This window comes from Burkholderia stabilis (assembly GCF_001742165.1).
Taxonomy (GTDB): domain Bacteria; phylum Pseudomonadota; class Gammaproteobacteria; order Burkholderiales; family Burkholderiaceae; genus Burkholderia; species Burkholderia stabilis.
Genome location: NZ_CP016444.1, coordinates 1000258 through 1025826 on the forward strand (window position 1 = coordinate 1000258; position 25569 = coordinate 1025826).

Genomic DNA, 25569 nt, shown 5'->3' on the forward strand with positions numbered 1-25569 from the left:
ACCACCGCGTTGGCACGGTGTATCGAGTCGGAGGGGCGTCATGACACTGCTGCGCAAGCGTGAAGACCAAGTACGTATCACAGAGCGCTACGATGTGGACGCTGTCATCGTTGGCGCGGGCTTTTCGGGAATGTATATGCTCCATAAGCTGCGTGCACTCGGACTGTCGACTATCGTTTTCGAACGTGGTGCCGGGGTCGGAGGAACGTGGTACTGGAACCGCTATCCGGGTGCTCGATGCGACATCGAAAGCGCGGACTACTCGTATTCATTCTCGGACGAACTTCAGCAGGAGTGGCGGTGGTCCGAGCGTTATGCCACGCAACCCGAAATTCTCCGGTATGTGAATCACGTTGCGGATCGATTCGATTTACGTCGAGATATCCGGTTCAACACGCAAGTAACGCATGCAAGCTATGACGAATCCGCCGGCGCATGGGATGTACTGACCGATCGCGGAGAATGCGTCCGTGCACGCTTTTTCATACTCGCGACGGGTTGTCTGTCGGTCGCGAACCTGCCAGATATCCGCGGATGCGACGCTTACGACGGTGATGTCTACCATACGGGGGACTGGCCGCACCAGGCGGTAGATTTCTCCGGCAAGAGAGTTGCCGTGATCGGTACGGGGTCATCGGCGATCCAGTCGATTCCACTGATCGCCGAGCGCGCGGATCACGTCTTCGTGCTTCAGCGTACCCCGAATTTTAGCGTACCAGCCCGCAATGCACCGATCACTGACGCGCAGGATGACGAGATCAAGAAGGGGTATGTCAAACGTAGACAGACTGCGCGTTACAACTCCGGCGGTGTCAATCGGATCGACTCAACGGTCGGCGCGTTGGACGTATCTGCTGACGCGCGTGAGCGCGAGTACGAGCGCAAATGGCGGGAAGGCGGCCTGAACTTTGCGTCGACATTCGCGGACCTGCGCGTCGATGAGGCCGCGAATGAAACGGCCGCAGATTTCATCCGCCGAAAAATCCGCGAAACAGTGCGGGATTCGAAAATGGCCGAAACCCTGGTCCCGACAGGCTATCCGTTTGCTGCCAAGCGGCCATGCGTGGATACGAACTATTACGAGACGTTCAATCGGGACAACGTGACCCTCGTCGATCTGCGTCGGACGCCGATTGCGGAGATTACGGCCCTCGGCGTACAAGCCGGAGATACACACTACGATGTCGACGCAATCGTGTTTGCCACCGGGTTTGACGCGATGACGGGCGCGATCCATGCAATCGATATCCGTGGTCGGGACGGCAAGCAACTGCGTGACCACTGGATGGCTGGGCCCCGTACTTATCTTGGCCTGATGAGCGCTGGGTTTCCGAATCTGTTCATTGTCGCTTCGGTGGGAAGCCCATCGGTCCTAAGTAACATGATGACGTCGATTGAACAGCACGTCGACTGGATCTCGACCTGCATCGGACGCGTTCGCGCGGAGAACATCGGCACCATCGAGGCCGCTCCTGCCGCAGAGCAAGTATGGGTGGAGCACGTCAACGCATTAGCGGCCTCGACGCTCTTCCCGCGCGGCACGTCGTGGTACATGGGTGCAAACATTCCAGGAAAGCCGCGAATCTTCATGCCATATGCAGGAGGTGTTGGTCGGTATCGTAAGTTGTGCGAAAAGATAGAGGAATTTGGATACCCTGGATTCCTCCTGGATCAGCGCGACTGTGAATCCATCAATGGCGTGACGCGATCGACGACGATGTCCGTCGAGTCGATTATTGAGGCTAGCGCCCCTTTCGATACCGCAGTTTCCGAGTAAAGGAGTTAAGGAACATGAAAAGTTTTCAGATTGAGGAATTCGGTGAGCCTCTTGTCGAAGCGGATGCCTCGACGCCGCAACCCGTCGGCAACCAGGTCTTGCTGAAAGTGCTCGGTGCGGGCATGTGCCATAGCGACCTTCATATTTGGGAGGGTTCTTATGAAATGGGGCATGGCCGAAAGCGGCTATCGTTTTCAGAGCGAGGAATGAAGTTGCCGGTCACGCTGGGCCACGAAACGGCCGGCGAGGTCGTAGCGATCGGGCCGGACGTGACGGACGTCAAAGTCGGCGATATCCGCCTGGTCTATCCGTGGATCGGCTGCGGCACGTGCTCTGTTTGTCGTGCCGGCGACGAACACATGTGCGCGAAACCCGCGTATATCGGCGTGCAACAACCGGGCGGTTACTCGGACCACGTGCTTGTTCCTCATGCGCGCTATTTGCTTGACCTGGGCGGCCTCGATCCGGTCGATGCCGCACCGTACGCGTGTTCGGGCATTACAGCCTATGGCGCCGTTAAGAAAGTGCGTGATGCATTCGAATCGCCGATTGTGATTATTGGGGCTGGTGGACTCGGGTTGATGGCCGTATCGCTGCTAAAGGCGATGGGCGGTCGCGGTGCGATCGTGCTGGATGTCGACGCTCGCAAGCGCGATGCCGCCATTCATGCCGGCGCGATGGCAGCAATCGATGCGTCGGCACGCAACGCACTGGAACAGGTTCTTGCAATCGCCGGCGGCCCAGTGCGAGCGGTGATCGATTTCGTTGGAAACCCGGAAACTGCGACGCTCGGTTTCGACAGCCTGGCCAAAGGCGGCAAGTTAGTGATGGTCGGCTTGTTCGGTGGAGGTGCGCCGTGGCCGCTTCCATTCATTCCGATCAAGGCAGTGACGATCCAGGGAAGTTACGTCGGCAGCTTGCGTGAAACTCAGGAACTGCTCGATCTGGTACGCGAGAAAAACCTTCGGCCGATTCCCGTCACTCGCCTCAAGCTTGCTGGCGTCAATGAAGCACTCGCGAACCTTCAAAGCGGGAAGCTCGTCGGCCGAGGCGTGCTTGTTCCCTGAGACCTGCCGCTTGCCCATCCGTTCGCGCCGTACTTCAGTCGGCGGCCGGCCTCACGTGCGATTTTGCAATCCGTGAAACTGCCAGAAAAGACGATGCCAATCGATTCCGAAATTTTGCCATATGTAGCGCAGTTCGAGCAGGCACTCGGTGCCCCGTTGCATCACATTGAACCAGTCGAGCTGCGCAAACTCACCGGCCGTGTCGGTTCCATCGCAAGGCCGGCGGACGTCGCGGTGAGCGATCGCGTTGTCGTCCATGCGGGGCGCGAGGTGCAGGTTCGCATCTATCGTCCTGCAGTCGCATCGCGTGCGAGTCGTCGCGCGCTGTTGTTCTTTCATGGCGGTGGTTGGGTCATCGGCAGCATCGACAGTTACGACGACGTCGCGGTTGACATCGCGTTATCAGCGCGCTGTACCGTGATTTCTGTCGAATATTCGCTTGCCCCCGAATGTCCATATCCCGCAGCACTACGCGACGGTGAAGCGGTTGTCGACTGGCTCGAGATGCACGCGTCCGAACTGGATATCGATCCTGAACACGTCGCGATTGGTGGTGACAGCGCAGGCGGAAATCTTGCCGCTGCACTATGCGTCAAGTACCGGGACCGCGGAGATCGGGTGCCGTTCCGGTTTCAGTGGCTGTTGTATCCCGCTTTGGATGTCGATGTCGACCGGCCATCGTACCTTGCGAATGCCGAGGCGCCCATTCTCGGGCGCAATACGATGATCTGGTTTCTTCATCAGTATCTTGGCGACGCCTGGCGAGCCCCGGATGTCTATGCCGCTCCGTACCGGGTGCGTAAGCTTGCTGGCCTGCCGGCCACATTCATTCATACCGCGTCGTTCGATCCGTTGCATGACGAAGGGGCCGAATTTGCGGAACAGCTGAAGGCTGCAGGTATACGTTGTTCGCACCGCAATGCCGACGATCTCGTGCACGGTTTCATTCGGATGAGAAACATCAGCACCCGTGCGCGAATCGAGTTTTCCGCTGCGTGTGCGGCACTCGACGACGGATTAGCTGAAACACCAACGACGTGATCGAACGGCGCGAGGTAGCGCTGCAACACCATATTTTTTCGCTTGAGCCGTTGCATTTCATTTTTCAACGCGGCCTGACTGGCAGGCCGCAGGAGACCGCAATATGCGTAACGAACAAACGATTCACCACTACCCGGACGTCAGATTATTCATTGGGGGCGAATGGCGGAGTGCTTCCGACGGTGGCAGAATTCCCGTCAATGATCCAGCGACTGGCGACGTGATTGGAACCGTCGCGTGCGCGACGCGCGCAGACCTCGAGCAGGCGGTGAACGCAGCGGAACGGAGTTTGGAGAAATGGCGTGGCGTATCACCTGTCGAGCGTGCTGAGATTTTGTGTGAAGCAGCGCGATTGCTTCGCACCCGTATTGACGAAATCGCGTGGCTCTTGACGCGCGAGCAAGGCAAGCCGCTTGCGCAAGCCGCAGCCGAAATCTCCGCGTCCGCAGACATGACGCAATGGTTGGCAGAGGAGGGGCGGCGAACATTCGGACGCGTGATTCCGTCCCGTTCGACCAATGTGTTGCAGTACACGACGAAGTTTCCGGTCGGCCCGGTGGCCGCGTTCACACCATGGAATTTCCCAGTCAATCAGGTCGCGCGCAAGCTTGCGGCGGCGTTGGCAGCTGGCTGCTCAGTGATCGTTAAAGCACCCGAGGAAACTCCCGCGTCTCCGGCAGCGTTGATTCAAGCTTTCGTCGATGCGGGCGTGCCTGCAGGTGTCGTTAATCTCGTCTACGGCGTACCGGAGGAAATCTCTGAGTTCCTGATTCCACATCCCGCGATCGCGAAGATTTCGTTCACAGGTTCGACGGCAGTCGGTAAGCATCTTGCGGCACTGGCTGGGCAGTACATGAAGCGCTCCACCATGGAGCTCGGCGGCCATGCACCGGTCCTCATCTTTGATGATGCTGATATCGACAAGGCGGTCGAAGTCCTGATCACCACCAAGTTCAGAAATGCCGGTCAGGTATGTGCGTCTCCGACACGCTTCTTACTCCAAGAAGGGATCGCAGAGCATTTCATCGACAAGTTCGTTACGGCGGCGCAGTCGCTTCAAATTGGTAGTGGGCTTGACCCTCAAGTACAGATGGGCCCGCTCGCGAACGAGCGGCGCGCACCGGCACTCGAAGCGCTCATTGATGACGCTGTCGGTCGAGGGGCGAAACTACTTATGGGCGGCGGGCGTCTTCCAGGCCGCGGCAACTTCTTCCCACCGACTGTGCTCGCCAATTTGCCGACGACAGCACGGATCATGAACGAGGAACCGTTTGGCCCCGTCGTTCTGCTGAACCGATTCCGGACACTGGACGAAGCCATCAAAGAGGCGAATCGACTGCCGTATGGGCTTGCTTCCTACGCTTACTCACGCTCGGCATCGACAATTCATGCCGTCGGCACCCGTATCGTGGCAGGCATGACGACTATCAACCACAGTGGACTTGGATTGCCGGAGGTGCCGTTTGGCGGGGTGCGCGATTCCGGCTACGGAGAGGAGGGGGGGCCGGACGCTGTCGAACCCTATTTGGTCAACAAGTTCGTGACTGTAGCGACCTAGGCGGATTTTGATATTCGATTGACGATCACTCTGGTTGGGGCTGGGTGCGCGTTGCAGTTCGCAGATTCAGCTCCAATCGTGCCAAGCAATTGGCACCCATGTTCTAAAGGATATGCGAGCCATGTCTGATCAACGATCGTTCGAGGGAAAAATACTGTTTGTCACTGGTGCGGGGGAGCGCTCGGAGCCGCCGTTGTGTCGAGTCTGGCCGGAAAAGGCGCAACCATTTGCGCGGTCGATCGAACTAGCGCTTGCTTAGACGTCTTACGTGCAACTGTCCCACAACCTCGATTTCTGGCTATTGAGGCAGATGTAACCGACGAATCGCAGATGGCGGAAGCAGTGCAAGACGTTTGTAGGCACTATGGACGGATTGATGTCTTCTATAACAACGCGGGCGTGGAGGGCGTTATTTTGCCGATCGAAGACTACCCGTTAGCAGCCTTCGATACTGTGATGCGGGTCAACGTCGTGGGGATATTCCTCGGTCTGAAGTACGTATTGCCTGTCATGTACCACCAGGGGTATGGCAGTGTGATAAACGTGTCAAGCGTAGCTGGTTTGATCGGCTCGCCGAACATGTCGGCCTACATCGCGTCGAAGCACACCGTCGTCGGCCTGACTCGAGCGGCAGCAGCGGAAGCGGCACCGCGCGGTGTTCGCGTCAACTGCATTAATCCTGGGCCGATAGAGAGCAGGATGATGCAATCGGTTGACCAGAGCCGCGGTGATGGCGTCGCGCAGCGTTCGAAGCAGGTTATTCCAGCCGGGCGCTATGGGCGGCCACACGAGGTGGCGGCTCTTGTTGCATTCCTTGCGAGTGATGGGGCGTCGTATTGCAATGGCGCTTGCTATTCCGTTGACGGGGGCCTTACTTCCATTCCTCGGAGATAGCGGGGCGCGACACCTGTGCCCCATTTCGCACTCTGGCTGCGCATCACTCGACGGGCAGCGTGCGCCAGATCTGACGTGCCAGCTCTTTGTGTCGATGGGGCGAAGGTACTACACCACCCACATCACGTTCAGCCGTCGTGCCCCTTCTACGCAAGAAAGGTGGTTTCATGGTTGCATGTTTGGACTACTACAACGCATCAAGGTGAATATCGTGAGGACTTATCGCAGATTCCACTCCAAGTCCATTACCCAAATGGAGGAATTCTGGCGCAGTGAAGCGGCTCGCATCCATTGGGAGGCACCGTTCACTCAGGTGCTCGATCGGTCGAATCCGCCCTTCGCGCGGTGGTTCGTCGGTGGTCGCACGAATCTTTGCTTCAACGCTGTTGACCGACATCTCACCACCCGAGCCAAACAAAATGCGCTCGTTTATGTGTCGACCGAAACGGGCATCGAGCGTCGCTACAGCTATCTGGACTTGCATGCTGAAGTGAATCGTATGGCTGCAGTGATACGGTCGCTCGGCGTGAGACGCGGTGATCGTGTACTCATCTATTTGCCGATGATTCCCGAGGCCGTGTTTGCAATGCTTGCCTGCGCGCGCTTGGGTGCGATTCATTCGGTCGTTTTCGGCGGGTTCGCGGCACCGAGCCTCGCAGCACGCATCGACGACGCAAAACCCACGCTGCTTGTGAGCGCCGACGCAGGGGCACGCGGCGGCAAAGTGATCGACTACATGCCGCTCGTTGACGAGGCCATGTCTAGCGCCAAACATGCACCTCCGCGCGTGCTGCTGATTGAGATAGACGCAGCAGGCGCGGAACTTGTTATGGATAACCTATTATTTGACATAAGGTGATTTATCGAGAAATTTGATTGTAGTGGCTAGATTGAAATGTCCGCTTTTGGCTACATAGAAATGTCCGCTTTCGTGCCACGTAAGCTGTCCGGCCGCCGGGTGTCGGGGTACCTTTGATTTTCGTGCATTTCTCCGGTTATCGGCATCCACGCCTGTCGCGGGCCTCACTTGCGGCCCTATATAATTTTTCTTTCGAATCATATATTTGCTGACTACCGATTCGGGGACACGGATGACCGCAGCAACTCAATGGTTCCCTTCGCAGACCTTGAGGAAAAGGTGATATTGCGGACGTCGTCTGCAACATCTCGAATCTTGAGAATCCCACTTTCATCACGCTCACCGTCTATCCCGTTGATATCGGACCAACTCGCCGCCTGCCGCGCGCCATTCGCCGAGATGCGTTGTGGCCGTCCGATCGATCGTCTGCCTGCTCCAGCTGTCCTGGGCTCCGTTGGTGCTTGGTGCCGAAATGGCCGCGCGGCCACCGCGCCGCGTGCTGATTTTCGTCCATCACCGGTTTGCTCCAGCGTCGCTGGATTCGATGACGGTGCGAGTCGAGACGTTGCGCGTCCACCTACGCGCAAACGGCTAACCGTACCGCCTCCATCTTGAATTCCTTCGTGTATTGCCTTCTTGGTATCAGCGTCTCTGACATGCATCTCTCCGTACACACAAAAAGTTATCAAACTTCTGGGTGTACGCGGAATCGAGACAGGATCGGTGCGGCGATGTCCGTCGTTTGACGCACATCAACGAGACAGTGCCGTCCCCGCGGAAGATGGATGCACGACATTGGGTCGTGCGAATGCACCACACTGTGAACCGGCTCTAGCCGTCAATCGGCGTGATCAACAGGAGCGGAACATGGGAATCGGGATGCAGATCGCTTACTTCGGCTTCGCCGGGACGGCTCGGCTGGAGGCGGAAGCGAGCATTCAACTGATACGCCTCGAGCCGTTCAGTGCGCAACTGGCCGGCTGTCATCTCGCGATCGAGGCCATGGATGCGTCGACTCGCCAGCCGAAGTATGACGTACGACTCGATCTGATCATGCGCAAGGGAGAATTCCGTCCCGTTCCACATATGACGGGTGCGGATCCCATGGACGCGCTGAAGCGGGCATTCGACCTCGCCGCACGGCAACTCTCCAACACCGCGGCCACTGGAGCCCACGAGAACCTACGCTGACAGGGTCCGAGAACCGGCCCGCGGCGGGTCGCCAGGCGTGAGTCGATCCGCCGCCGTCAGCACCTCTGGTCCGGCTAACCTTCTTCGTCGCCGGTGAATACCTCGTGTTCCGGTATCACCGTCGTATCGTCGATCCACTGCACTCGCCATGTGCCAGGCACTGGCGCTTGCCGTGCGTCGCGCAGCCAGCGCGCACGGCCGGCTTCGCCTTCGAACGGCCCGGACGGTGCTTCGAGATCGAAATCGTCGAGCCAGCATAGGGTGCCGGCGTTGTCGGGACCCGTCATCCGGGTGGTACTGCCTTCGTGGACGAGCGTCCCCCACGCGGGCAGATCCATCCCTGCATGACCTTCGCGCGACCAGCGGCGCATGGTCGTGTCGATCCAGAGAATGGCATAGGCCGAAGGGGTGTCGCAGGCGAAAGTATCGAGATGCAGGGTGATTCGCACGATGGGCTCCGAATCGACGAAGGAGGTCGGCCGCCGTCACCGGCGGTCGACGCTTTTACTGGCTCATGACCCAGCGAATCAGCGTATGCGCATCCTCGGATGACAGCGAGCCGCCACGCTCGGCGGGCAGCGGCATCGCGGTGTCTCCCCAGTGCGCGCGCCCGCCCAATCTCAGCTTGTTCGCGAGGATGTCCTCGGCATGCGGCGTGTTCCGATACCGTTCCGCAATCTCGTGGAACGACGGTGCGAGGAACGGCATGTCCGAGGTGTGACAGAACATGCAATGCTGCTGATCGATGAGCGCGGCGGGCTCCTGCACCTGGGCGGATGCCGTCCCGCTCGCGAGCCACGCGAGGGCGAGCAGGTATCCCGGCATGCGTGTCATTGGAGCGGTCGTCATCGCGCGGTGTCCGGCAAGTAGTCCGATCCAGTCTATGCGTGGCCCCGCGCCGGCGATTGATGCAAGTCAAACACCGGAACGCGCTCGCCGGCCGGTCGAATCCGTGGCCGACCCGCGCATCGATCCGCGTCGTGTTGACTCATGTCAAGCCGGCGGCGGCGATCGACCGATCAACGTGCATGCGTGCGATGGACGCCTGCCTTGTCTCCACGTCATCTAAAACGAATTGCGAAAACCGAAGCGCCCCGTCATTCCGGGCCTCGAGATCGTAGGTGGGTGGCGACGCCAGGCGACGGCGTGAAGGGTTTCGCGCTCGGCGATCGCGTCGGCGTGCCGGACTCGACCGTCCCTGCGGACGATGCGCGTTTTTCGCAAGCGAGCGCTGGAACTGGTGCGATTCGCCCGGGCGCGATACGACGTGTACGTGGCGCAGATCCTCGAGATCGAGAGCGACTTCCGGTCGTTCGCCGACCCGTTGTCCGAACCGGAAAGGGCGCGCATCTCGCCGGGATAGCGCGATCGTCATCGCATCGATGCGCGCCGATGCCGGCCGACGGGTGATTTGTCCGTGCGCGCTTCGGCGGGACTGCGACAGGACGCACGGCCGGGGTTCGCACTCGGCCCTGAGCTTTGGCCATCCTTCTGCGGATATGAGCGGCTCACAGTTTCGGGTTCCGGCTTCCCGGTGTCGCGTGCCAGCGCCAGTCGCGGATTTCCGGCAGGTCGTCCCCATACCGGTCCACATGACGTCGATGCTCGACCAGCCTGTCGCGCAGGTACTGCCTGAAATGCGCGCCCGGCTGCACGTGTTCGCCCACGTGATCGAGCACGGCCTCGCACAGATGGAACCGGTCGACCCGGTTGAGGACCGTCATGTCGAACGGCGTTGTGGTTGTTCCTTCCTCGATGAAACCGTGCACATGGAAATTCGCGTGATTCGTGCGGCGATAGGTCAGCCGGTGAATCAGGGCGGGGTAGCTGTGATGCGCGAATATCACCGGCCGGTGGGTCGTGAACATCGCGTCGAAATCCGCGTCGCTCAGCCCGTGCGGATGAACGTCGGCAGGCTCCAGCGTCATCAGGTCGACGACGTTGACGACCCGGACGCGCAACGCCGGCAGATGGGTGCGCAGCAGGTCGACGGCCGCGAGCGTCTCGAGCGTCGGCACATCGCCCGCGCAGGCCATCACGACATCCGGCTCGCCGTCGCCGTCGCTGCCAGCCCACTCCCAGATGCCTGCGCCGGTACTGCAATGCCGGATTGCGGCATCGAGGTCGAGCCATTGCGGCGCCGGTTGCTTGCCAGCAACGATCACGTTGATCCGGTTCCAGGTGCGCAGAGCGTGATCCGTGACGACCAGCAGCGTGTTCGCGTCGGGCGGCAGATAGACGCGCACCGTGTCGGCCTTCTTGTTGACCGCGAAATCGATGAAACCCGGATCCTGGTGGCTGAAGCCGTTGTGGTCCTGCCGCCAGACGTGCGATGTCAGCAGGTAGTTGAGCGACGGCAGCGGCCGCCGCCAGCGAATTTCCCGGCAGGCCTTCAACCATTTCGCATGCTGGTTGAACATCGAATCCACGATATGGATGAACGCCTCGTAGCACGACATCAGCCCGTGCCGCCCGGTCAGAAGATAGCCTTCGAGCCAGCCCTGGCAGGTATGCTCGCTGAGTATCTCCATGACCCGGCCGTCGGGCGCGAGTTGGACGTCGTCCGGATCGATCGCGGCCACCCAGCTGCGTGCGGTGACATCGAATATCGCCGACAAGCGGTTGGATTCCGTTTCATCCGGGCCGAACACGCGAAACGTCCGGTCCGCCAGATTCGCGGACATCACGTCGCGTAGGAAGCCGCCCATCACGCGCGTGGCTTGCGCGTCGACCTGTCCGGGCGCGGGCACCGCCACCGCGTGGCGGGTGAAATCCGGCATCCGCAACTCGCGCGCTTCGCCGCCGCCGTTCGCTACCGGATTCGCGCTCATTCGGCGCGGTCCGGCCGGCGACAGCGACCGGATTGCCTCGCACGGACGCCCGTCCGCGTCGAACAGTTCGTCAGGGCGATAGCTGCTCAGCCAGGCTTCCAGCAATTGCAGGTGCCCAGGTTGTTTCAGGTCGGCGATCGGCACCTGATGCGAACGGAAGTGCCCTTCCGCTTTCAGGCCGTCGACGTGCTTCGGGCCGGTCCAGCCCTTGGGCGTGCGCAGCACGATCATCGGCCAGCGAGGGCGGGCGACGTTCCCCCCGCTGCGCGCCCGCGTCTGGATGCCGCGAATGTCGTCCAGCGCGTCGTCGAGCGCGGCCGCCATGCGCTGGTGCGTGGCCATCGGCTCGTTGCCCGACACGAACAGCGGCCGATAGCCATAGCCGGTCAGCAGGCTCTCCAGTTCGTCCTGTCCGATGCGGCCGAGGATCGACGGACTGGCGATCTTGTAACCGTTCAAATGCAGGATGGGCAGCACCGCGCCGTCCGATGCCGGATTGAGGAACTTGTTCGAATGCCAGGCGGTGGCGAGCGGCCCGGTTTCCGCCTCGCCGTCGCCCACGACGCAGGCGACGATCAGTCCGGGACGATCGAAGGCCGCACCGAACGCATGCGACAGCGAGTAACCCAGTTCGCCGCCTTCGTGAATGGAGCCCGGCGTCTGCGGCGCGACGTGGCTCGGCACGCCGCCGGGGAAACTGAACTGGCGGAACAGCGCCGCCATGCCCTCGGCGTTTTGCGGCACGTTCGGATAGGTATCGCTGTATCCGCCTTCGAGCCAGGCGTTGGCGAGCACGCCAGGGCCGCCGTGGCCAGGCCCGGCGATGAACAGCACGTCCAGGTCGCGCGTGTTGATCACTCGGTTCAGATGGGCGTAGATGAAGTTCAGCCCCGGCGTCGTGCCCCAATGACCGAGCAGACGAGGCTTGACGTGCGCGATCTGCAGAGGCTCGCGAAGGAGCGCATTGTCGAGCAGATAGATCTGCCCGACCGACAGATAGTTGGCGGCCCGCCACCACGCGTTCATGCGATGCAGCAGCGCGTCGGAAAGCGGGGCGGGGGAGGTTCGGTCGGCTTGGTTCATGCAACGCTCCTGAAAGTGGCCGTGCCGCATGGAAGACAGCGCGATTCGCGGCGAATCGCCCAGCATCCACCGTACGGTGAGTTGCCCTGCAGCGTTTGATCGTCATCAACCCGGCGCAACGATCGGCCGGCGAATCCGCTACACGGCTTGCCGATTGGCGGGTTCCACCCAAGACATGCCAGCCGCCCGACAAGGGCTGGCGGCGGGATCGTCATTAACGCGGATAGCGTCTCCGCAACGCGGAAAACGATGCACGCTGCCGTCCGGCGACGGACTCGATCGCATCCAGGGCAGCGGCCCCTTTGCGAATCGCCAGCCACAGCCGGTCGAATCCTGCACGGAGGAATGCAGTGCGCTTGAACTCGCCGATCGTATGCGGCACGCGTATGTCGGCGACATCGTCGTGATCGCGTATCGCGATGGCGAAGCCATTCCGATTAGCCTCGTGACCGACCTCGATCTGGCGATCGAGATGATGGCCCGCGGCGACGATCGTGGCGACGTGATGGCCGGTCAAATCATGTCGCGGGGCCTCGTCGTCGTGTCCGACAACGACGAAATCGCCGTCGCACTCGAGGAGATGCGCGGGTCGGGCATTCGGAGATTGCTGGTCGTTGTAGACGACAGCCGCCTCATCGGCATTGCGGCGCGCGACGATATCGTCGAGTATCTTGCCGGGCTGCTCGGAGGCGTCGCGGCAGTGGCTACGCGGCAGCTTATCGAGGAGCTGCGTTTGCGCGCGTGACGTCGCCGGCCCGGCGCCCGGGATGCTTGCCCGAGTGGGGCGCATCGCGTGGCTACGTGCGCAGCGCGGTGAGCAACGGCGCCCAGAACGTGTGGCTCCCGTAAGCCGCGACATCGCAATCGGCCTCGAAACGAATCGAGATCGCCGCCTCTGATGCGGTCAGCGGATCGGCATGCCCGATCTGCCGGGCCAGCACGACCGTGTCGGCATCGGATGCATCGTGCCCGCGTGCCGCCCGGGCTGCGACACGCGAGACGAGCGTTGCGTCACTCGCGGTGAAATCGAGAATAGCGACGCGCACGCCGAGTTGCGCGGCGAGCGAGATGAACGCAGTCCGGTTGCGCTGGAGCAGGAACGTCGCGTCGACGATCGCCGTGAAGCCGCTGTCGACGACGGTGCCGGCCTGCGAACGCAGTCTTTCGTAAACCTCGCCGATCGACGCGTCCGAATAAGCGCACGGTGGCAGACGGGTTACCTCGGCAGCGCCGGCGAAGCGCTTGCGCTCGACGTCGCTGGACAGCCGGATAGCACCGAGTCGCTCGGCCAGCGCACGGCTGGCCGCCGATTTTCCCGAACCGGAAACCCCGTGACACAGAAGCAGGGCCGGTTGCGCCTCGCGTCGTGCCGCGGCCATCTCCGAAGCAATGCGCAGATAGCGGCTGCGTGCCGCATCGTCGCCGCGCAGTCGCGCGGTTAGCGCGCGCACCAGCGCGCGATAGACGAAGTAGCACGGCAGCACGCCCAGTGCCTCGTAGTCGCCCGTACGTGCCAGCCATCCGGAAAGGAGCCGGTGGGCGCAATCGGCGCGCCCGCGCGCGGAGAAATCCATCCACGCAAACGCGAGATCGCTCGCCACGTCGATCCAGCGAAGCGCGTCGCCGAATTCGATGCAGTCGAACATCAGGATCCGGTTCCGCCAGCGGACAATGTTGTCGAGATGCAGGTCCCCATGGCACGCGCGCACGAAACCGTTCGCATGCCGATCGGCGAGCCGCGGCGCGATCCGGGCCAGCTCGGCTTCGTACCAGGTACGCAGTGCGGCTTCCTCCGGCACATTGCCGTCGAGCGTGTCGACCAATGCCAGGCACTGGGTCGCGACACTCGCGGCGCTGCCAGGATGGCCGCACGGCGCACGGCGCGGCGCGTGAAGGTGATAGCGGGCCAATGTATCCGCGAGTGCGTCCGCATCCGCGAGTCCTTCGTCACACGACGCGCAGCGAACCGACAACATTGCATGCGCGTCGAACCGGCGCATACGCACCACGTACTCGCCTGACACCGCCGCTTGCCGATGCCGGCCCGCGCCGGCCCGCGCGGGTGGACCGAATGCGCATCGTCGGCCACGCGTGACGAGCGGCCATACACCCAGGTACAGCGCGCCGGCGAACGGTCGATTGAGCGTGCATTCCGCGAGCGCACAACGACGTCGCTGCGCGGGGCGCACGAGATCGACAAAGCCGAATTGCACGGGCTTGATACGTTTGTACGCATAGCGCCCAGCCAGATAAACGACGGACAGATGGGTTTCGATCCGCTTGATCTGGCCGGCGGGGTGGGGATAGGTGGCGGGGCGACGTAATGCGCGATCGAGTTGCCTGGTCTTCCGTCGTGCGTTGCCACGACTCAACGTGAATGATATGTGTGGCGCTCGGGACATGATGAACGGATCGATGCGACAGGGCGCGCGTACTCGTTGCAGCGCCCTCCGGGTTGGTTTCGAACGAGAACGGCACGTTCTCGTCGGCTCGATTTCGCGGGATCGGGCTGACAGGCCCGGGATCGCCGACTCGACGCCCCCTATTGCAGCCGACAAGCGCCGATCCCGGTTTGATACGTGTCAAGTCGGCCGACGTGCGTGCTCATATGGTTTGTCGCCGTCCGGCATGGGCCGGAAATCGGCGCAACGCTGCCGCAATAGCGCCAGTGCCGACCCTTCCGGTCCCAGTGGTACGTGGCTGCGTGCGGAACGCAACATGCGGGCGCCTTATAGGGTGGCAAGCTGCGATGGCCTCCGGTCTCGCCTCGTGCCGATTGCCGTGCGATTTCGAACCGTTGACCTCGGTCAACGCCCGTTTCCGGTGAGCGCTGATGATGAAAACAAATCCGAACGCCGCCGGCGCGTCGGTTCATCGAGCGAGGTCGGTATGTACACGAAGATCATGGTCGCCGTAGACGGTAGTCCTTCATCGAAACTGGCGCTCGACGAAGGTTTGAAGATGGCCAGAATGTGCGGCGCCCGTCTTTTTGCCGTTTTCGTCGTCGACAAATCCCTCCTGATCACTTACGCCGGACGAATGGACCCGGTTGCATTGATCGACGAGGTCCGGCGCGATGGCGTCGCGGTCTTGCGAGACGCCGAGCGGACCATTTCGCACGCAGCGGTGAATGGCGATACGGAACTCGTCGACACGGACCTCGGGCAGGATATCGCCGAACGCCTGCAACGTTATGTCGTCGATCGTTCGATCGATCTGGCCGTGATCGGCACGCACGGACGGCGCGGCGTGCGGCGGCTGGTGCTCGGCAGCGTCGCCGAACGTTTCCTGCGCGGATCGAGTTGCCCGGTCCTGCTCGTGCGCGGCGACGATGCCGCACATTCCGCCGTCGCGGCAGCATAGCGCCGGCTTGCGGTGAAGCGGCGCGACACCGGTGACGCTTCGCAAGCCGATGCCGCCCAGTGAGCAACCTGTTCAGGTGATCATCATGCAGATATCTTTTCCTGTCGAAAACCCGGCGTACTGCGGCCAGGATCCGGCGCTGACCTTTCCGGCGCTGGTCGAAGGCCGTCGCGTGCGCTGCGCGATCACCGCGGAAGCGCTGGAGGATCATTTCCGCGCGGCGTCCCCCGCGAACCGGATCTCGTGGACGCCTTTTCGCGCCATCGCCCCGCCATCGAGCGCGCGGCACGCTGCCTGCTCGAGGAGGTCGGCGGGCGGCCGATACTGCTCCACAGCGGATATTTCCGGTTCTGCACGTGAGCGCCGGTTGCCTTTGACGCGCATCAAGCCAATACCGCAGCCCGCGGGTACGCTGGATTCCGAAAGATCATTCGTCCCTTGCGCGGCACGCGGTGTTGGTGTCGCGTCAATCCGGCCTTCATCGCGGTTCTGCGAGGTCGGGACGAGCGCAGACCGCATGTCCACCGTTCGAGGAGTACGAACCATGAGCAATCTGACGCGTTACGATCCGTTTTCGATCGATCCCGTTTCCGACCTGTTTCAGGGGCTGTTCAGGCCGTTGCGCGGCATGGCGATGACGGACGAACCCGATCTGGCGTCGATGAAGATCGATGTGACAGAAAGCGATACTGCTTACAAGGTCAACGCGGAATTGCCCGGTGTCGCGAAGGACGACATCGACGTGCAGGTGACGGGCCGGACCGTATCGATCAACGCGAAGATCGAACGCGACAACGAGCAGAAGGAAGGCGAGCGCGTGATCCGGCGCGAGCGCTACAGCGGCGCGATTAGCCGCTCGTTCTCACTGTCGGGCGAGATCGACGACGCGAATGCGACGGCGACGTACCAGGATGGCGTGCTGTCGCTGACGCTGCCGAAGAAGGCGCCGGTCGGGCAGAAGAAGCTGGCGATCGGTTGATCGGACGAAAGGTACCGGGCGATGCGTGCATCGTCGTCAGAAGGGGGAAACCGGCGCGCGGAGCGGTCCGCGCGCCGTTTACTTGAAGCGACCGCCTGTCCGCTCACGTATTCGATACTGTACCGCCAGCCCGGTAGCCGACGGTCTGCGCGAGGATCGGGAGTTCGTCCTCGTTCAACCGCAGCGCGTCGGCAAGCGCGCGATGATTGATCCAGCCACGCACGACCGCGCCGAGCCCGGCTGCCGCACAGTAAAGCGAAACGTTCTGCGCAATGGCCCCGGCCGCGATCGCCGAGAACACGTCGCGTTGTTGCGGCGGCATGTCGAGTATCGCGGAAGTCCGGACGACATAGACGAGATCCAGCGGGGCGCGGCCGACGAAGTCCTGGTAACCCGTCAGGTTGCGTGCATCGACCGCGTGTTTCAGCACGAGTCGATGCGCGGGCGCGTCGTAACGATAGACGCCGTACGGCAGCGCGACATAGATGTCGATTTCATTGAATGCATGTGCGGACGGCGCCGTGCGACCGCCGCTCGCCGGCCGGTTGACGCCGCCTGCCGCCCACAGCATCGTGCCGAGCGTCGTCGGCGGGAGCGGCGTGGCGGCGAATTCGCGGGAACTCATTCTCGCCGCGAGTGCCGCCATCAATGGCATGCCGTCGTCGAGGTTCGGGCGCGGCAGATCGACGATGGCCGGCGATTCCCCTTGCGGCGCCGCCGGCACGGCCGGCAGCGCTGGCGAATAGGCCAACAGTTGCTGTTCCGTCATTTGAATCTCCTTCGAGCATCGGCGCGCGTGCCTGGAACGTCGCGCATCGACGATCTCACGATAAGACGACCGGGCCGCATCGGCTTGATCTCCGTCAAGCGGCGTATGCGCAGTCCGCAACCTGCGGCACGAGGCATCCGTTGACCTGCATCAGCGATCCGGGACCGCGCATGTGCAAATCTGGTCATGTGCGGCGGACGGACGCGCCGCGGCCCAACGGAGTGCAGGCGATGAAAACCGACAAACAGTTGAAGCAGGACGTTCAGGACGAACTGGAGTCCGACCCGGCGATCGACGCGACACGCATCGGTGTCGAGGTAGCCGACAGGATCGTGACGCTGTCGGGTCACCCGCCCAGCTACGCGGAGAAACTGGCGATCGAGCGCGCGGCGAATCGCGTGGCGGGCGTCAAGGCACTCGTCGTCGACATGACCGTGCATTTGCCGAACGACGATGTCCGCACCGACGAGGACATCGCGAACGCGGTGCGTTCGGTCCTGCACTGGACGGTCGGGCTGAATGACGATGCGGTCAAGGTGCAGGTCGAGCACGGCTGGATCACGTTGTCCGGCAGGGTCGATTGGCCCTACCAGAGCCATCTGGCCGTGCGCGCGATCTCGCAGATGCGCAGCGTGACCGGCGTGACCGACCACATCAGCGTGCAGGGGACGGTCGGATCGGACGATATCGGCGGCAACATCAAGCGCGCGATCATGCGTCACGCGGAGCGTGAGGCGAAGCACATCGTGATCGAGGTGCGCGACGGCACCGTGCGGCTGACGGGCAAGGTCGGCTCGTTCTCCGAGCGCAAGGCGGTGCGTGGTGCCGCGTGGTCTGCACGAGGCGTGCGTGCCGTCGTCGACGACCTGGTCGTCGAGTAAGCCCGCTGGACCGCAACCGGATGCGAAGCCCGCGCGAACGAGGAAGGAGAGCCGGATGTCACTGTCAGGCGAGGTACACGACGCGGACTGGTCGGTGGCGATCGAGACGATCGCCGCCGAAACGGGCGGCTATCGTTGCAGGATCCATGTGACGCTCGCGTCGCCGGACGGCGCATGCGAGCGTACGTTCGCGCCCGGCAGGATCCACGCCACCGAGCGCGAGGCTGCGGTCGACGGGCTGCGAGCCGGGATGACCTGGGTCGAGATGAGGAAATCGAACATGTTCACGGTCTGAATCGCCGGCTGTCGCGGACATGTCGCATCGACGATGGTGCTGCTTCCGTTGCGCGATGCGATCCGCACCGGATACCGCTAGCCGTCCGCCCGATCTCGACCGCGAAGCGATGACGCGGGGCGCGCGTTCGATTCGTCGTCGCGCGCCTGTTCGCCTTGTTGCTGAACGTGATGTGCGACGGCGTCGGTCAAGGTCGGAAAGAAGCTGGCGGGCCCGAATACGTCGAACAGGCCGTAAGCGCGCAGGCGATCCTTCACCGGCCCCTTCATTTCCGCGAAATTCAGCGCGATACCTTCTTCCCGGAGCTCGTCGCAAAGCGCCACGAGCCGATCCGCGGCGCTGACATCGATATCGGTGACGGGCTCCGCCGCGACGACGATTCGACTGACCGGGCACGCCGCCGACTGCGCGAGCGCAATGCGCAGATGCTCGCAGAAGATTTCGACATTCGCATAAAAGAGCGGGGCATCCCAGCGGAACAGCACGAGCCCGGGCGTCTGCACGGCGTCCGGATGCCGCGCAATGTCGTGATAGCCGCGCACGCCGGCCAGCCGGCCGAGCACCGCGTCGTACGGATGCCATGCGCGCCAGACGAACGACAGCAGCGACAGCGCGCTGGCGAGCAGGATGCCGGGCACGACACCCATGCCGATGACGCCTGCAAAGCACAGCACCGAAATCAGGCATTCGCCGCGGCGCATCCGGTACAGCCGCACGACGCTGCGGACGTCGGCGATCCCGAACGCGGCGTAAATCACGACAGCGGCCAGCGCGGCGCGCGGAACAGCCGTCAGCAACGTCGGCGCGGCAATGAGCAGCAACGCGATGCAACTCGCCGCGACGAGATTCGTGACCTGGCTTTGCGCACCCGCCGCAATCGCGACGGGGGTGCGCGATGCGCTGCTGCTGACCGCGCAGCCCTGCATCGCGCCGGCCAGCAGATTGGCCGCGCCCAACGCGACCAGTTCCTGATTGCGGTTCGGTGTGTCGCCTGCGCGTGCGGAAAGGGCACGCGACAGCATGCTGATGTCGGCGAACGACACCAGTGCGATGGCGATCGCGCCGGACGCGAGCGCGGTCACATCGGCGAGCGAGACGACCGGAAGATGCGGCGCCGGCGTGCCGGCCGGCAATGCGCCGATCGTCGCGACCCCGTGCAGCGGCGCCATGCGCGCGGCCAGCGTTGCCGCCAGCACGGCGATCAAGACACCGGGCCAGCGCGGCATCGTGCGCTTCATCAGCGCGATTGCCGCCAGCACGCCTGCGCCCAGCACACATGCATTGGTGGAAAACCGGTGCTCGACGAGGGCCCGCGCGATCTGCGGCAGGCCGGAGAACACGTCGTTGCTCGTGACGGACATGCCGAACAGCTCGGGCAACCGGCCGACTGCGAGCGTGATCGCGATGCCGTTCAGGTATCCGTACTGGATCGGGCGCGACAGCAGATCGGTGACGAAGCCGAGGCCGAGCGTACCGAGCAGGATGCAGATCGCTCCGGCCGACAGCGCCAGCGCGCCGGAAAGCGCGATGGCCCGCTGCGGATCGTTGCCGGCGAGCGGGACGATGGCCCCGGCGATCAGCGCGGCCAGCGCCGAATCCGGGCCGAGGACGAGGATCCGGCTCGGGCCGAGCACCGCATAGGCGAGCAACGCGGCGATCGATGCGTAGAGCCCCGTGACGGCGGGCAGGCCGGCCGCCTGCGCGTAGCTCATGCCGACCGGCACCAGCACGGCCGAGAGCGCCAGGCCCGCATACAGGTCGCGCGCGAGCCACGCGCGCCGGTAGTTCGCGAGCAGCGCGATTCCCGGGAGCAGTCGGGCGACGCGTTGGGAAAGGGGCCGGTTCATCGCGGCTTCATCAGGGAGAAGTCCGGGCGAAAAGGTTGACTTGCTGCGGCAAGCGCGCGTTCATCGGGAGGCGGCCAGCCCCGGCAGCTGCACGAAATGGCGGTGCGCGCGGGGCCATCGCGTCAGGTGACGGGCCGATGCCGTCGAAACGGATAAAGGTGCCGCGCCGCGACACCCCGACGGCCGGGCATCACGCCGCCTTGAGCGCCGAAAGCTGCAGTGCCTGTGCGAAACGGGCCAGCGTGGCGATCGATCCCGTCACGCTTTCGTACCGCTCGCGCCCGATCTGTCCGTCCAGTATCACGAGCATGCCGGCGTCGCGAGCGAGTGCGACGAGTGCCAGCGTATCAAGCGCGGCTGCCTCTGACTTGTCGGCCTGGCAGACGGCCTGAATGCCCGAACCGGAACGATAGGTAGCGTGTGACATGACGTCTCTCCTGGTGGCCTGCAACCGGTGTACCGCGCAGCCGGTATCCGTGAATTCAGTATCGTTGTCGCGCCCGTGCGATTCAATCGGCGTGCTCCGAAGCTGCGGTAGGAATCGTGCAAATTCCGTCGGCAGATTCCTACACGGTGCGCGGCTTCACTGAGGCGTTGCGTCGCGCCGACCGCTTTGTGCGACGCCTTGCATACCAGCATCCGATCGCGCGCCAGATGTCGGCAGCGGACTCACAATAGGTGAACAGATCGAGATCTCGGCGATCGATCATTCCTTCATCCGCGAGATACCCCAGGTCGACCGCACGGCGCCAGTACGCTTCGCCGACGAGAATCACCGGCAGCGGCGCGATCTTGCGAGTCTGCAGCAGCGTCAGGACCTCGAACAGCTCGTCGAACGTGCCGTATCCGCCGGGGAAAAATACGGCCGCTTTCGCGCGCTCGAGCAGGTGCAGCTTGCGGATCGCGAAATAGTGAAACCGGAAGCAGAGATCCGGCGTGATGTACGGGTTCGGCGCCTGTTCCCGCGGCAGCTCGATATTGAAGCCGATGCTCGGCGCGCCGCGTTCGTAGGCGCCGCGGTTGGCGGCCTCCATGATGCCGGGGCCGCCGCCGGTGACGACGGCGAGCCGCGCGGCGCGCGTGCACCGGTCGGCGTGGCCGACGATGCGCCCGAATTCGCGCGCGACGCGGTAATACACGCTGTGTTCGACGAGCCGGCTCGCGACCGTGACGGCACGACGCCGGCCGGCGTCGTGCGGACGCTCGGCGAGCAGGCGGTTCGCTTCGTCCAGCCGCGCGTTCGCTTCTGCCGGAGAAACGATGCGCGTGCTGCCGTAGATCACGACGGCATGACCGATGCGCTCATGCTGCAGGCGCTCCTCGGCTTTCCAGTAGTCGAGTTGCAGCCGGATGCCGCGCATGCCCGCGCGCTGCAGCACGGTCGCATCGTCGTCGGCAGGTGTACAGCTCGGGCTGTTGGCGAGTCGGCGCGGGCGACGCGAGACGCGCCCGGTACCGTCGTCGCCGACGAGCGCATCCGGCCGCGTGCGTACCCGTTTCCCGCTCGCCTGCGCGAGCGTCGCGTCGGGTGCGGTGCGGCGGCGGGCGCTGCGTTGCGCCAGGCCGCCAGGAACGCGTTTGGCTACGGTCGACATGAGCGGAAGGGCGGCCGGGCGATCACTGGCTCAGCACCCATTGCACGAGCTGATGCGCATCGTCGGGAGACAGTGGCCCGCCGCGATCGACGGCGGACGGCATGGGCGTATCTCCCCAGTGCGCCGGGCCGCCGACGCGCAGCTTGCGCTCGAGTTCGTCGGCGGCATTCGGAATGCCGCGGTATCGTGCCGCGATCTGGTGGAACGAAGGCCCGAGGAACGGCATGTCGGCCGTGTGGCAGAACATGCAGTGCTGTGCGTTGACCAGTTCGGTCGGTTCGGGCACGGTTGTCTGCGCGGCGGCCGTACCGGCCGTCGCGGCGATCAGGCAGAAGGCGAAGCAACGCTTGATGTTCATTTTATTTTCCCTCGTCCGGATCAAAGGGGCGACCCGCTTACCCGGATACGATCAGGAGACCACTTCGCAGAGCGGGCGACGCGGTGAATGCGGCGAATGCGGGCCGCGCCCGATACGCAGCAGCAACTGCGGCTCGCCACGAAGACCGAGCATGTGGCGCAGGTGGGCGCGCAACGCGGCCGTCTCGATCGGCTGGTTCAGGTACGACGCGGTATAGCCTGCACTCGTCGCGACGAGCAGCATCCGCTCCAGCGCCTGCCCCGCGGCGAGCCACGCCTCGCGATCGTCGCGCACGGTCGCGAGGCAGACGATCAACGGCGATGCGCCGACGAGTTGGTGATGCAGCGCGGCCAGCCCGTTGCCGAGATCGAATGTCCGTACCGCCATGGTCACGACAGGCGCCGCGAAGTCCAGAAGCGCAGGCACACCGGCCGCGAATGCCGGCATGCCGTCGACGTGCCGGCGTGGATCGATCCAGCTCGCCAGTTCGCGGCGGAAGCGCGGGTCCGCGAACTGCTGACGATCGGCTTCCGCGACCAGTTCGGCGACCCGCGCGCGATGTGCGATCGCGTCGACGCAGGCGACGTCGGCGCCTTCCGCGACGCCGGCTGCAATCAGTTCTTGCTGGAGTTCGTCCGGAACCGCGCTGGATTCGAAAGGTGCGCGCGTCGTGACGCGGTCCGGAATCGCATCGAACAGCGCACCGAGGGATGCGTCGGAATAACCGTCGTCGCAGACCCTTACTAGCGCAAGCAGATCGGGATCGACTTCGGAAGGAAACGTGCTGATCGTGTGAGCGAGCCCGGCGTGGTCGAGCGCGACACGCAGGTTGAGCAGCGCCGCACCGCAGCTGATGATCAGCTCGCGGTCGAACGGATCGACCACGGGCAACGCACGAACGCGGTCCGCGCAGACCGAGATCGTGGCCCGGTTGACGAGGAACCGCCACGGCTGGGAATTATGGCTGGACGGGGCCAGCACCGCGTAGCCCAACAGCGACCTCAGGAGATCTTCGGGATGAGCGCTTGCGGCAAGTGGGGGAACGGATATCATTCGAGCATCTCCAGATAGCCAACTGGCGGCATTGCGTTCTTTCATCGTGTCAGCAACCGCGCGGCGGCCGTTGACGCACATCAAGCGCCTGTCAACGGGGCGTACGGACGCGGCGCCCGGCGACTAGCCTTGGAAAGCGAAGCGCGCGAAGACCATCGCGCGAGGAGGCGAGCATGCTTGCGATGATGTATGACGGCACGACACCGACCTTGCGCGAGGCGCGCATGCCGGACCCGTTGCCGGCGGCGGGCCAACTGCTGATCGACGTAGACGCATGCGGCGTATGCCGGACCGATCTCCACGTCGTCGACGGCGATCTTATGCATCCGAAGCTGCCGCTGATTCCGGGGCACGAAATCGTCGGAACGGTGCGCGTGGCCGGCGAGGGCGTGACGGGTTTTTCCGTCGGTGACCGGGTGGGAGTCCCATGGCTCGGATCGACGTGTGGTCATTGCGCGTATTGCGCATCCGGGCGGGAAAATCTGTGCGACAGCCCCGAATTTACCGGCTATACGATCGACGGCGGCTATGCCGAGTGCGCGGTCGCCGACCATCGGTATTGCATGCACCTGCCGCGGCGCTATTCCGACCTGGAGGCCGCACCGCTGCTGTGCGCCGGCCTGATCGGCTACCGGACGTTGCGGATGGCCGGCAACGCTCGCCGCATAGGCATCTACGGTTTCGGCGCGGCGGCCCATCTCGTCGCGCAGGTCGCGCATCTCGAAGGACGGAAGGTGTTTGCGCTGACGAAGCCAGGCGATACCGTGGCCCAGCATCTCGCGCGGTCGCTGGGTGCGGCATGGGCCGGCGGCAGCGACGAAGCGCCGCCGGAGACACTCGATGCCGCGCTCGTTTTCGCGCCGGTGGGCGCACTGGTGCCGGTCGCGCTACGCGCGGTCGACAAAGGCGGAATCGTCGTGTGCGGCGGTATTCACATGAGCGACATCCCGAGCTTTCCCTACGCGTGGCTGTGGGGCGAGCGCCGTATTGCGTCGGTGGTCAACCTGACGCGTGCGGATGCGGTCGAATTCATGAGGATCGCCGATGCCATGCCGCTGCGGGTCGAGGCCGTGCGCTACGCGCTGACCGATGCGAATCGCGCGCTCGACGACTTGCGGATGGGACGTGTGTCAGGCGCCGCCGTGCTGGGCATGCGAAGCTGATCCACTCGTCCCATCCGCAGAGAGATCAGATCCGTCCGAGCCCTTCCGAGTCGACGATGCGAATCTGCTTGCCTTGCGCCGCGACGAGCCCCTTGTGCTGGAACTTCGACAGCATGCGGCTGACCGTTTCGAGCTTCATCCCGAGATATTCGCCGATCTCGTCGCGCGTCATCCTCAGCACGAATTCGGCGGCCGAGTAGCCTCGCGCCTTGAAGCGCGAGGAAAGATTCAGCAGGAATGCAGCCACGCGCTGCTCGGCGGTCATCGTGCCGAGCAGCAGCATCAGCGCCGATTCGCGGACGATTTCGCCGCCCATCATCTGGTACACGTGGTGCTGCATCGTCCGCACTTCGCGGCACATCTGCTCGAGCTGGCCGAATGGAATGATGCAGACCGTGCTGTCTTCGAGCGCGATCGCGTCGCCGTTGTGGTGCCCGGTGTGCACGCCGTCGAGCCCAAGCGATTCGCCGACGATCTGGAAGCCGGTGATCTGCTCGTCGCCGTCGCGGTGCATCACGATAGTCTTGAACGACCCGGTTCTCACCGCGTAGATGCTGTTGAACGCGTCGCCGGCGCGAAAGAGCGCTTCACCGCGCTTGACGTGACGCGTCGTGCAAATCATCGCGTCGAGCCGCGTCAGATCGCCGGGCGAAAGGTCGGACGGCATGCACACGGTACGCAGCGTGCACGTCGAACAGCGGGACGTGGCGCGCTTCGGCTGGTCCGCCGGTTCGACGGGGTGCAGCGGGATGAACGTGCGTAACGGCATGGTCCTCGAGACATCGGCATTGCTCTGCATGATCGACTCCAGTTGGGGGCAGCGGCGAGCCGCCTTGGGGCGGGGTCGCGCTGGCCGTCGTACCGGCGGCTTTGGTCTCTGCCGCCTTCCTGATGGAACAGCCACACCGGTCTCGACGATGACGCTGCCTTCGGTCCGGGGGGCATGCTTGATTGCTTTTCTTGAT

The 25569-nt window shown here is 63.5% G+C and carries 23 protein-coding genes and 2 pseudogenes; 14 read left to right on the top strand and 11 right to left on the bottom strand.

Annotated features, from left to right (window positions below; all coding sequences use genetic code 11):
- Nucleotides 1-40: 40 nt before the first annotated feature.
- The 7 genes and pseudogenes from BBJ41_RS36920 to BBJ41_RS36955 all read left to right on the top strand — a co-directional run bounded on the left by BBJ41_RS36920 (nucleotide 41) and on the right by BBJ41_RS36955 (nucleotide 8387).
- Complete coding sequence (locus BBJ41_RS36920; RefSeq protein ID WP_069751209.1) at nucleotides 41-1777, top strand: flavin-containing monooxygenase; 1737 nt, start codon at nucleotides 41-43, stop codon at nucleotides 1775-1777.
- Nucleotides 1778-1791: 14 nt separating this feature from the next.
- Nucleotides 1792-2844, top strand: a complete 1053-nt coding sequence (locus tag BBJ41_RS36925; protein WP_069751210.1) for an alcohol dehydrogenase — start codon at nucleotides 1792-1794, stop codon at nucleotides 2842-2844.
- A 93-nt stretch (nucleotides 2845-2937) separates the two neighbouring features.
- Nucleotides 2938-3885, top strand: coding sequence for an alpha/beta hydrolase (locus BBJ41_RS36935; RefSeq protein WP_083282154.1), 948 nt, complete (start codon nucleotides 2938-2940; stop codon nucleotides 3883-3885).
- 103 nt (nucleotides 3886-3988) lie between these two features.
- Complete coding sequence (locus BBJ41_RS36940) at nucleotides 3989-5443, top strand: NAD-dependent succinate-semialdehyde dehydrogenase (RefSeq protein ID WP_156814999.1); 1455 nt, start codon at nucleotides 3989-3991, stop codon at nucleotides 5441-5443.
- A 135-nt stretch (nucleotides 5444-5578) separates the two neighbouring features.
- Complete coding sequence (locus BBJ41_RS36945; protein ID WP_257786498.1) at nucleotides 5579-6337, top strand: SDR family NAD(P)-dependent oxidoreductase; 759 nt, start codon at nucleotides 5579-5581, stop codon at nucleotides 6335-6337.
- Between the two features lie 211 nt (nucleotides 6338-6548).
- Nucleotides 6549-7163 (top strand): annotated as a pseudogene (locus BBJ41_RS36950) (AMP-binding protein); the annotation flags it as partial.
- Between the two features lie 912 nt (nucleotides 7164-8075).
- Nucleotides 8076-8387: a hypothetical protein gene (locus tag BBJ41_RS36955; RefSeq protein ID WP_069751506.1), complete on the top strand. Its 312-nt coding sequence runs from the start codon at nucleotides 8076-8078 to the stop codon at nucleotides 8385-8387.
- Between the two features lie 74 nt (nucleotides 8388-8461).
- Here BBJ41_RS36955 and BBJ41_RS36960 read toward each other — a convergent pair whose 3' ends face one another.
- From BBJ41_RS36960 to BBJ41_RS36970, 3 genes are all read right to left on the bottom strand, one after another.
- Entirely contained in the window at nucleotides 8462-8836 is a 375-nt protein-coding gene (locus BBJ41_RS36960; protein WP_069751214.1) for a DUF3564 domain-containing protein, read from the bottom strand.
- 55 nt (nucleotides 8837-8891) lie between these two features.
- On the bottom strand, nucleotides 8892-9236 hold the full coding sequence (locus tag BBJ41_RS36965) for a c-type cytochrome (RefSeq protein ID WP_069751215.1): 345 nt from the start codon (nucleotides 9234-9236) through the stop codon (nucleotides 8892-8894).
- Between the two features lie 659 nt (nucleotides 9237-9895).
- Entirely contained in the window at nucleotides 9896-12301 is a 2406-nt protein-coding gene (locus BBJ41_RS36970) for a phosphoketolase family protein (RefSeq protein WP_069751507.1), read from the bottom strand.
- A 283-nt stretch (nucleotides 12302-12584) separates the two neighbouring features.
- On the opposite strand from BBJ41_RS36970, the gene BBJ41_RS42055 reads away from it, so the two are divergent.
- On the top strand, nucleotides 12585-13046 hold the full coding sequence (locus BBJ41_RS42055) for a CBS domain-containing protein (protein WP_069751508.1): 462 nt from the start codon (nucleotides 12585-12587) through the stop codon (nucleotides 13044-13046).
- A gap of 52 nt (nucleotides 13047-13098) precedes the next feature.
- Here the strand turns inward: BBJ41_RS42055 and BBJ41_RS36980 are convergent, their stop codons facing one another.
- Entirely contained in the window at nucleotides 13099-14703 is a 1605-nt protein-coding gene (locus BBJ41_RS36980; protein WP_069751216.1) for a bifunctional aminoglycoside phosphotransferase/ATP-binding protein, read from the bottom strand.
- Between the two features lie 487 nt (nucleotides 14704-15190).
- Between BBJ41_RS36980 and BBJ41_RS36985 the strand changes: the two genes are divergently transcribed.
- From BBJ41_RS36985 to BBJ41_RS36990, 3 genes and pseudogenes are all read left to right on the top strand, one after another.
- On the top strand, nucleotides 15191-15664 hold the full coding sequence (locus BBJ41_RS36985) for a universal stress protein (RefSeq protein ID WP_069751217.1): 474 nt from the start codon (nucleotides 15191-15193) through the stop codon (nucleotides 15662-15664).
- Between the two features lie 85 nt (nucleotides 15665-15749).
- Nucleotides 15750-16024: pseudogene (locus BBJ41_RS40090) on the top strand (DUF1488 family protein).
- A gap of 184 nt (nucleotides 16025-16208) precedes the next feature.
- The gene (locus BBJ41_RS36990; protein ID WP_069751218.1) at nucleotides 16209-16643 is read left to right on the top strand and encodes an Hsp20/alpha crystallin family protein; all 435 of its coding nucleotides are present in this window, start codon (nucleotides 16209-16211) and stop codon (nucleotides 16641-16643) included.
- Between the two features lie 103 nt (nucleotides 16644-16746).
- Here the strand turns inward: BBJ41_RS36990 and BBJ41_RS36995 are convergent, their stop codons facing one another.
- Nucleotides 16747-17412, bottom strand: a complete 666-nt coding sequence (locus BBJ41_RS36995; protein WP_069751219.1) for a nitroreductase family protein — start codon at nucleotides 17410-17412, stop codon at nucleotides 16747-16749.
- Nucleotides 17413-17642: 230 nt separating this feature from the next.
- Between BBJ41_RS36995 and BBJ41_RS37000 the strand changes: the two genes are divergently transcribed.
- Nucleotides 17643-18293 carry a BON domain-containing protein gene (locus BBJ41_RS37000; protein WP_069751509.1) on the top strand — a complete coding sequence of 217 codons (651 nt, stop codon included), beginning with the start codon at nucleotides 17643-17645 and terminating at the stop codon, nucleotides 18291-18293.
- 55 nt (nucleotides 18294-18348) lie between these two features.
- The gene (locus BBJ41_RS37005) at nucleotides 18349-18588 is read left to right on the top strand and encodes a hypothetical protein (protein ID WP_069751220.1); all 240 of its coding nucleotides are present in this window, start codon (nucleotides 18349-18351) and stop codon (nucleotides 18586-18588) included.
- A gap of 77 nt (nucleotides 18589-18665) precedes the next feature.
- Here the strand turns inward: BBJ41_RS37005 and BBJ41_RS37010 are convergent, their stop codons facing one another.
- From BBJ41_RS37010 to BBJ41_RS37030, 5 genes are all read right to left on the bottom strand, one after another.
- The gene (locus BBJ41_RS37010) at nucleotides 18666-20435 is read right to left on the bottom strand and encodes a SulP family inorganic anion transporter (RefSeq protein ID WP_069751221.1); all 1770 of its coding nucleotides are present in this window, start codon (nucleotides 20433-20435) and stop codon (nucleotides 18666-18668) included.
- A 190-nt stretch (nucleotides 20436-20625) separates the two neighbouring features.
- Complete coding sequence (locus tag BBJ41_RS37015; RefSeq protein WP_069751510.1) at nucleotides 20626-20862, bottom strand: hypothetical protein; 237 nt, start codon at nucleotides 20860-20862, stop codon at nucleotides 20626-20628.
- A 139-nt stretch (nucleotides 20863-21001) separates the two neighbouring features.
- Complete coding sequence (locus BBJ41_RS37020; protein ID WP_069751222.1) at nucleotides 21002-22030, bottom strand: LOG family protein; 1029 nt, start codon at nucleotides 22028-22030, stop codon at nucleotides 21002-21004.
- 22 nt (nucleotides 22031-22052) lie between these two features.
- A complete protein-coding gene (locus tag BBJ41_RS37025) occupies nucleotides 22053-22388 on the bottom strand; it encodes a c-type cytochrome (protein ID WP_069751223.1) in 336 nt (111 codons plus the stop codon).
- A 51-nt stretch (nucleotides 22389-22439) separates the two neighbouring features.
- On the bottom strand, nucleotides 22440-23441 hold the full coding sequence (locus tag BBJ41_RS37030) for an Acg family FMN-binding oxidoreductase (RefSeq protein WP_069751224.1): 1002 nt from the start codon (nucleotides 23439-23441) through the stop codon (nucleotides 22440-22442).
- Between the two features lie 173 nt (nucleotides 23442-23614).
- On the opposite strand from BBJ41_RS37030, the gene BBJ41_RS37035 reads away from it, so the two are divergent.
- A complete protein-coding gene (locus BBJ41_RS37035; protein WP_069751225.1) occupies nucleotides 23615-24604 on the top strand; it encodes a zinc-dependent alcohol dehydrogenase family protein in 990 nt (329 codons plus the stop codon).
- A gap of 25 nt (nucleotides 24605-24629) precedes the next feature.
- On the opposite strand, the gene fnr is transcribed toward BBJ41_RS37035, so the two are convergent.
- Entirely contained in the window at nucleotides 24630-25403 is a 774-nt protein-coding gene (gene fnr / locus BBJ41_RS37040; RefSeq protein ID WP_069751226.1) for a fumarate/nitrate reduction transcriptional regulator Fnr, read from the bottom strand.
- Nucleotides 25404-25569: the final 166 nt, after the last annotated feature.

Coding starts and splice junctions, on each gene's coding strand:
- BBJ41_RS36920 (WP_069751209.1), top strand. CDS start 41: ATGACACTGCTGCGCAAGCGTGAAGACCAAGTACGTATCACAGAGCGC.
- BBJ41_RS36925 (WP_069751210.1), top strand. CDS start 1,792: ATGAAAAGTTTTCAGATTGAGGAATTCGGTGAGCCTCTTGTCGAAGCG.
- BBJ41_RS36935 (WP_083282154.1), top strand. CDS start 2,938: ATGCCAATCGATTCCGAAATTTTGCCATATGTAGCGCAGTTCGAGCAG.
- BBJ41_RS36940 (WP_156814999.1), top strand. CDS start 3,989: ATGCGTAACGAACAAACGATTCACCACTACCCGGACGTCAGATTATTC.
- BBJ41_RS36955 (WP_069751506.1), top strand. CDS start 8,076: ATGCAGATCGCTTACTTCGGCTTCGCCGGGACGGCTCGGCTGGAGGCG.
- BBJ41_RS36965 (WP_069751215.1), bottom strand. CDS start 9,236: ATGACGACCGCTCCAATGACACGCATGCCGGGATACCTGCTCGCCCTC.
- BBJ41_RS36970 (WP_069751507.1), bottom strand. CDS start 12,301: ATGAACCAAGCCGACCGAACCTCCCCCGCCCCGCTTTCCGACGCGCTG.
- BBJ41_RS36980 (WP_069751216.1), bottom strand. CDS start 14,703: ATGTCCCGAGCGCCACACATATCATTCACGTTGAGTCGTGGCAACGCA.
- BBJ41_RS36985 (WP_069751217.1), top strand. CDS start 15,191: ATGTACACGAAGATCATGGTCGCCGTAGACGGTAGTCCTTCATCGAAA.
- BBJ41_RS36990 (WP_069751218.1), top strand. CDS start 16,209: ATGAGCAATCTGACGCGTTACGATCCGTTTTCGATCGATCCCGTTTCC.
- BBJ41_RS36995 (WP_069751219.1), bottom strand. CDS start 17,412: ATGACGGAACAGCAACTGTTGGCCTATTCGCCAGCGCTGCCGGCCGTG.
- BBJ41_RS37000 (WP_069751509.1), top strand. CDS start 17,643: ATGAAAACCGACAAACAGTTGAAGCAGGACGTTCAGGACGAACTGGAG.
- BBJ41_RS37005 (WP_069751220.1), top strand. CDS start 18,349: ATGTCACTGTCAGGCGAGGTACACGACGCGGACTGGTCGGTGGCGATC.
- BBJ41_RS37010 (WP_069751221.1), bottom strand. CDS start 20,435: ATGAACCGGCCCCTTTCCCAACGCGTCGCCCGACTGCTCCCGGGAATC.
- BBJ41_RS37015 (WP_069751510.1), bottom strand. CDS start 20,862: ATGTCACACGCTACCTATCGTTCCGGTTCGGGCATTCAGGCCGTCTGC.
- BBJ41_RS37020 (WP_069751222.1), bottom strand. CDS start 22,030: ATGTCGACCGTAGCCAAACGCGTTCCTGGCGGCCTGGCGCAACGCAGC.
- BBJ41_RS37025 (WP_069751223.1), bottom strand. CDS start 22,388: ATGAACATCAAGCGTTGCTTCGCCTTCTGCCTGATCGCCGCGACGGCC.
- BBJ41_RS37030 (WP_069751224.1), bottom strand. CDS start 23,441: ATGATATCCGTTCCCCCACTTGCCGCAAGCGCTCATCCCGAAGATCTC.
- BBJ41_RS37035 (WP_069751225.1), top strand. CDS start 23,615: ATGCTTGCGATGATGTATGACGGCACGACACCGACCTTGCGCGAGGCG.
- fnr (WP_069751226.1), bottom strand. CDS start 25,403: ATGCAGAGCAATGCCGATGTCTCGAGGACCATGCCGTTACGCACGTTC.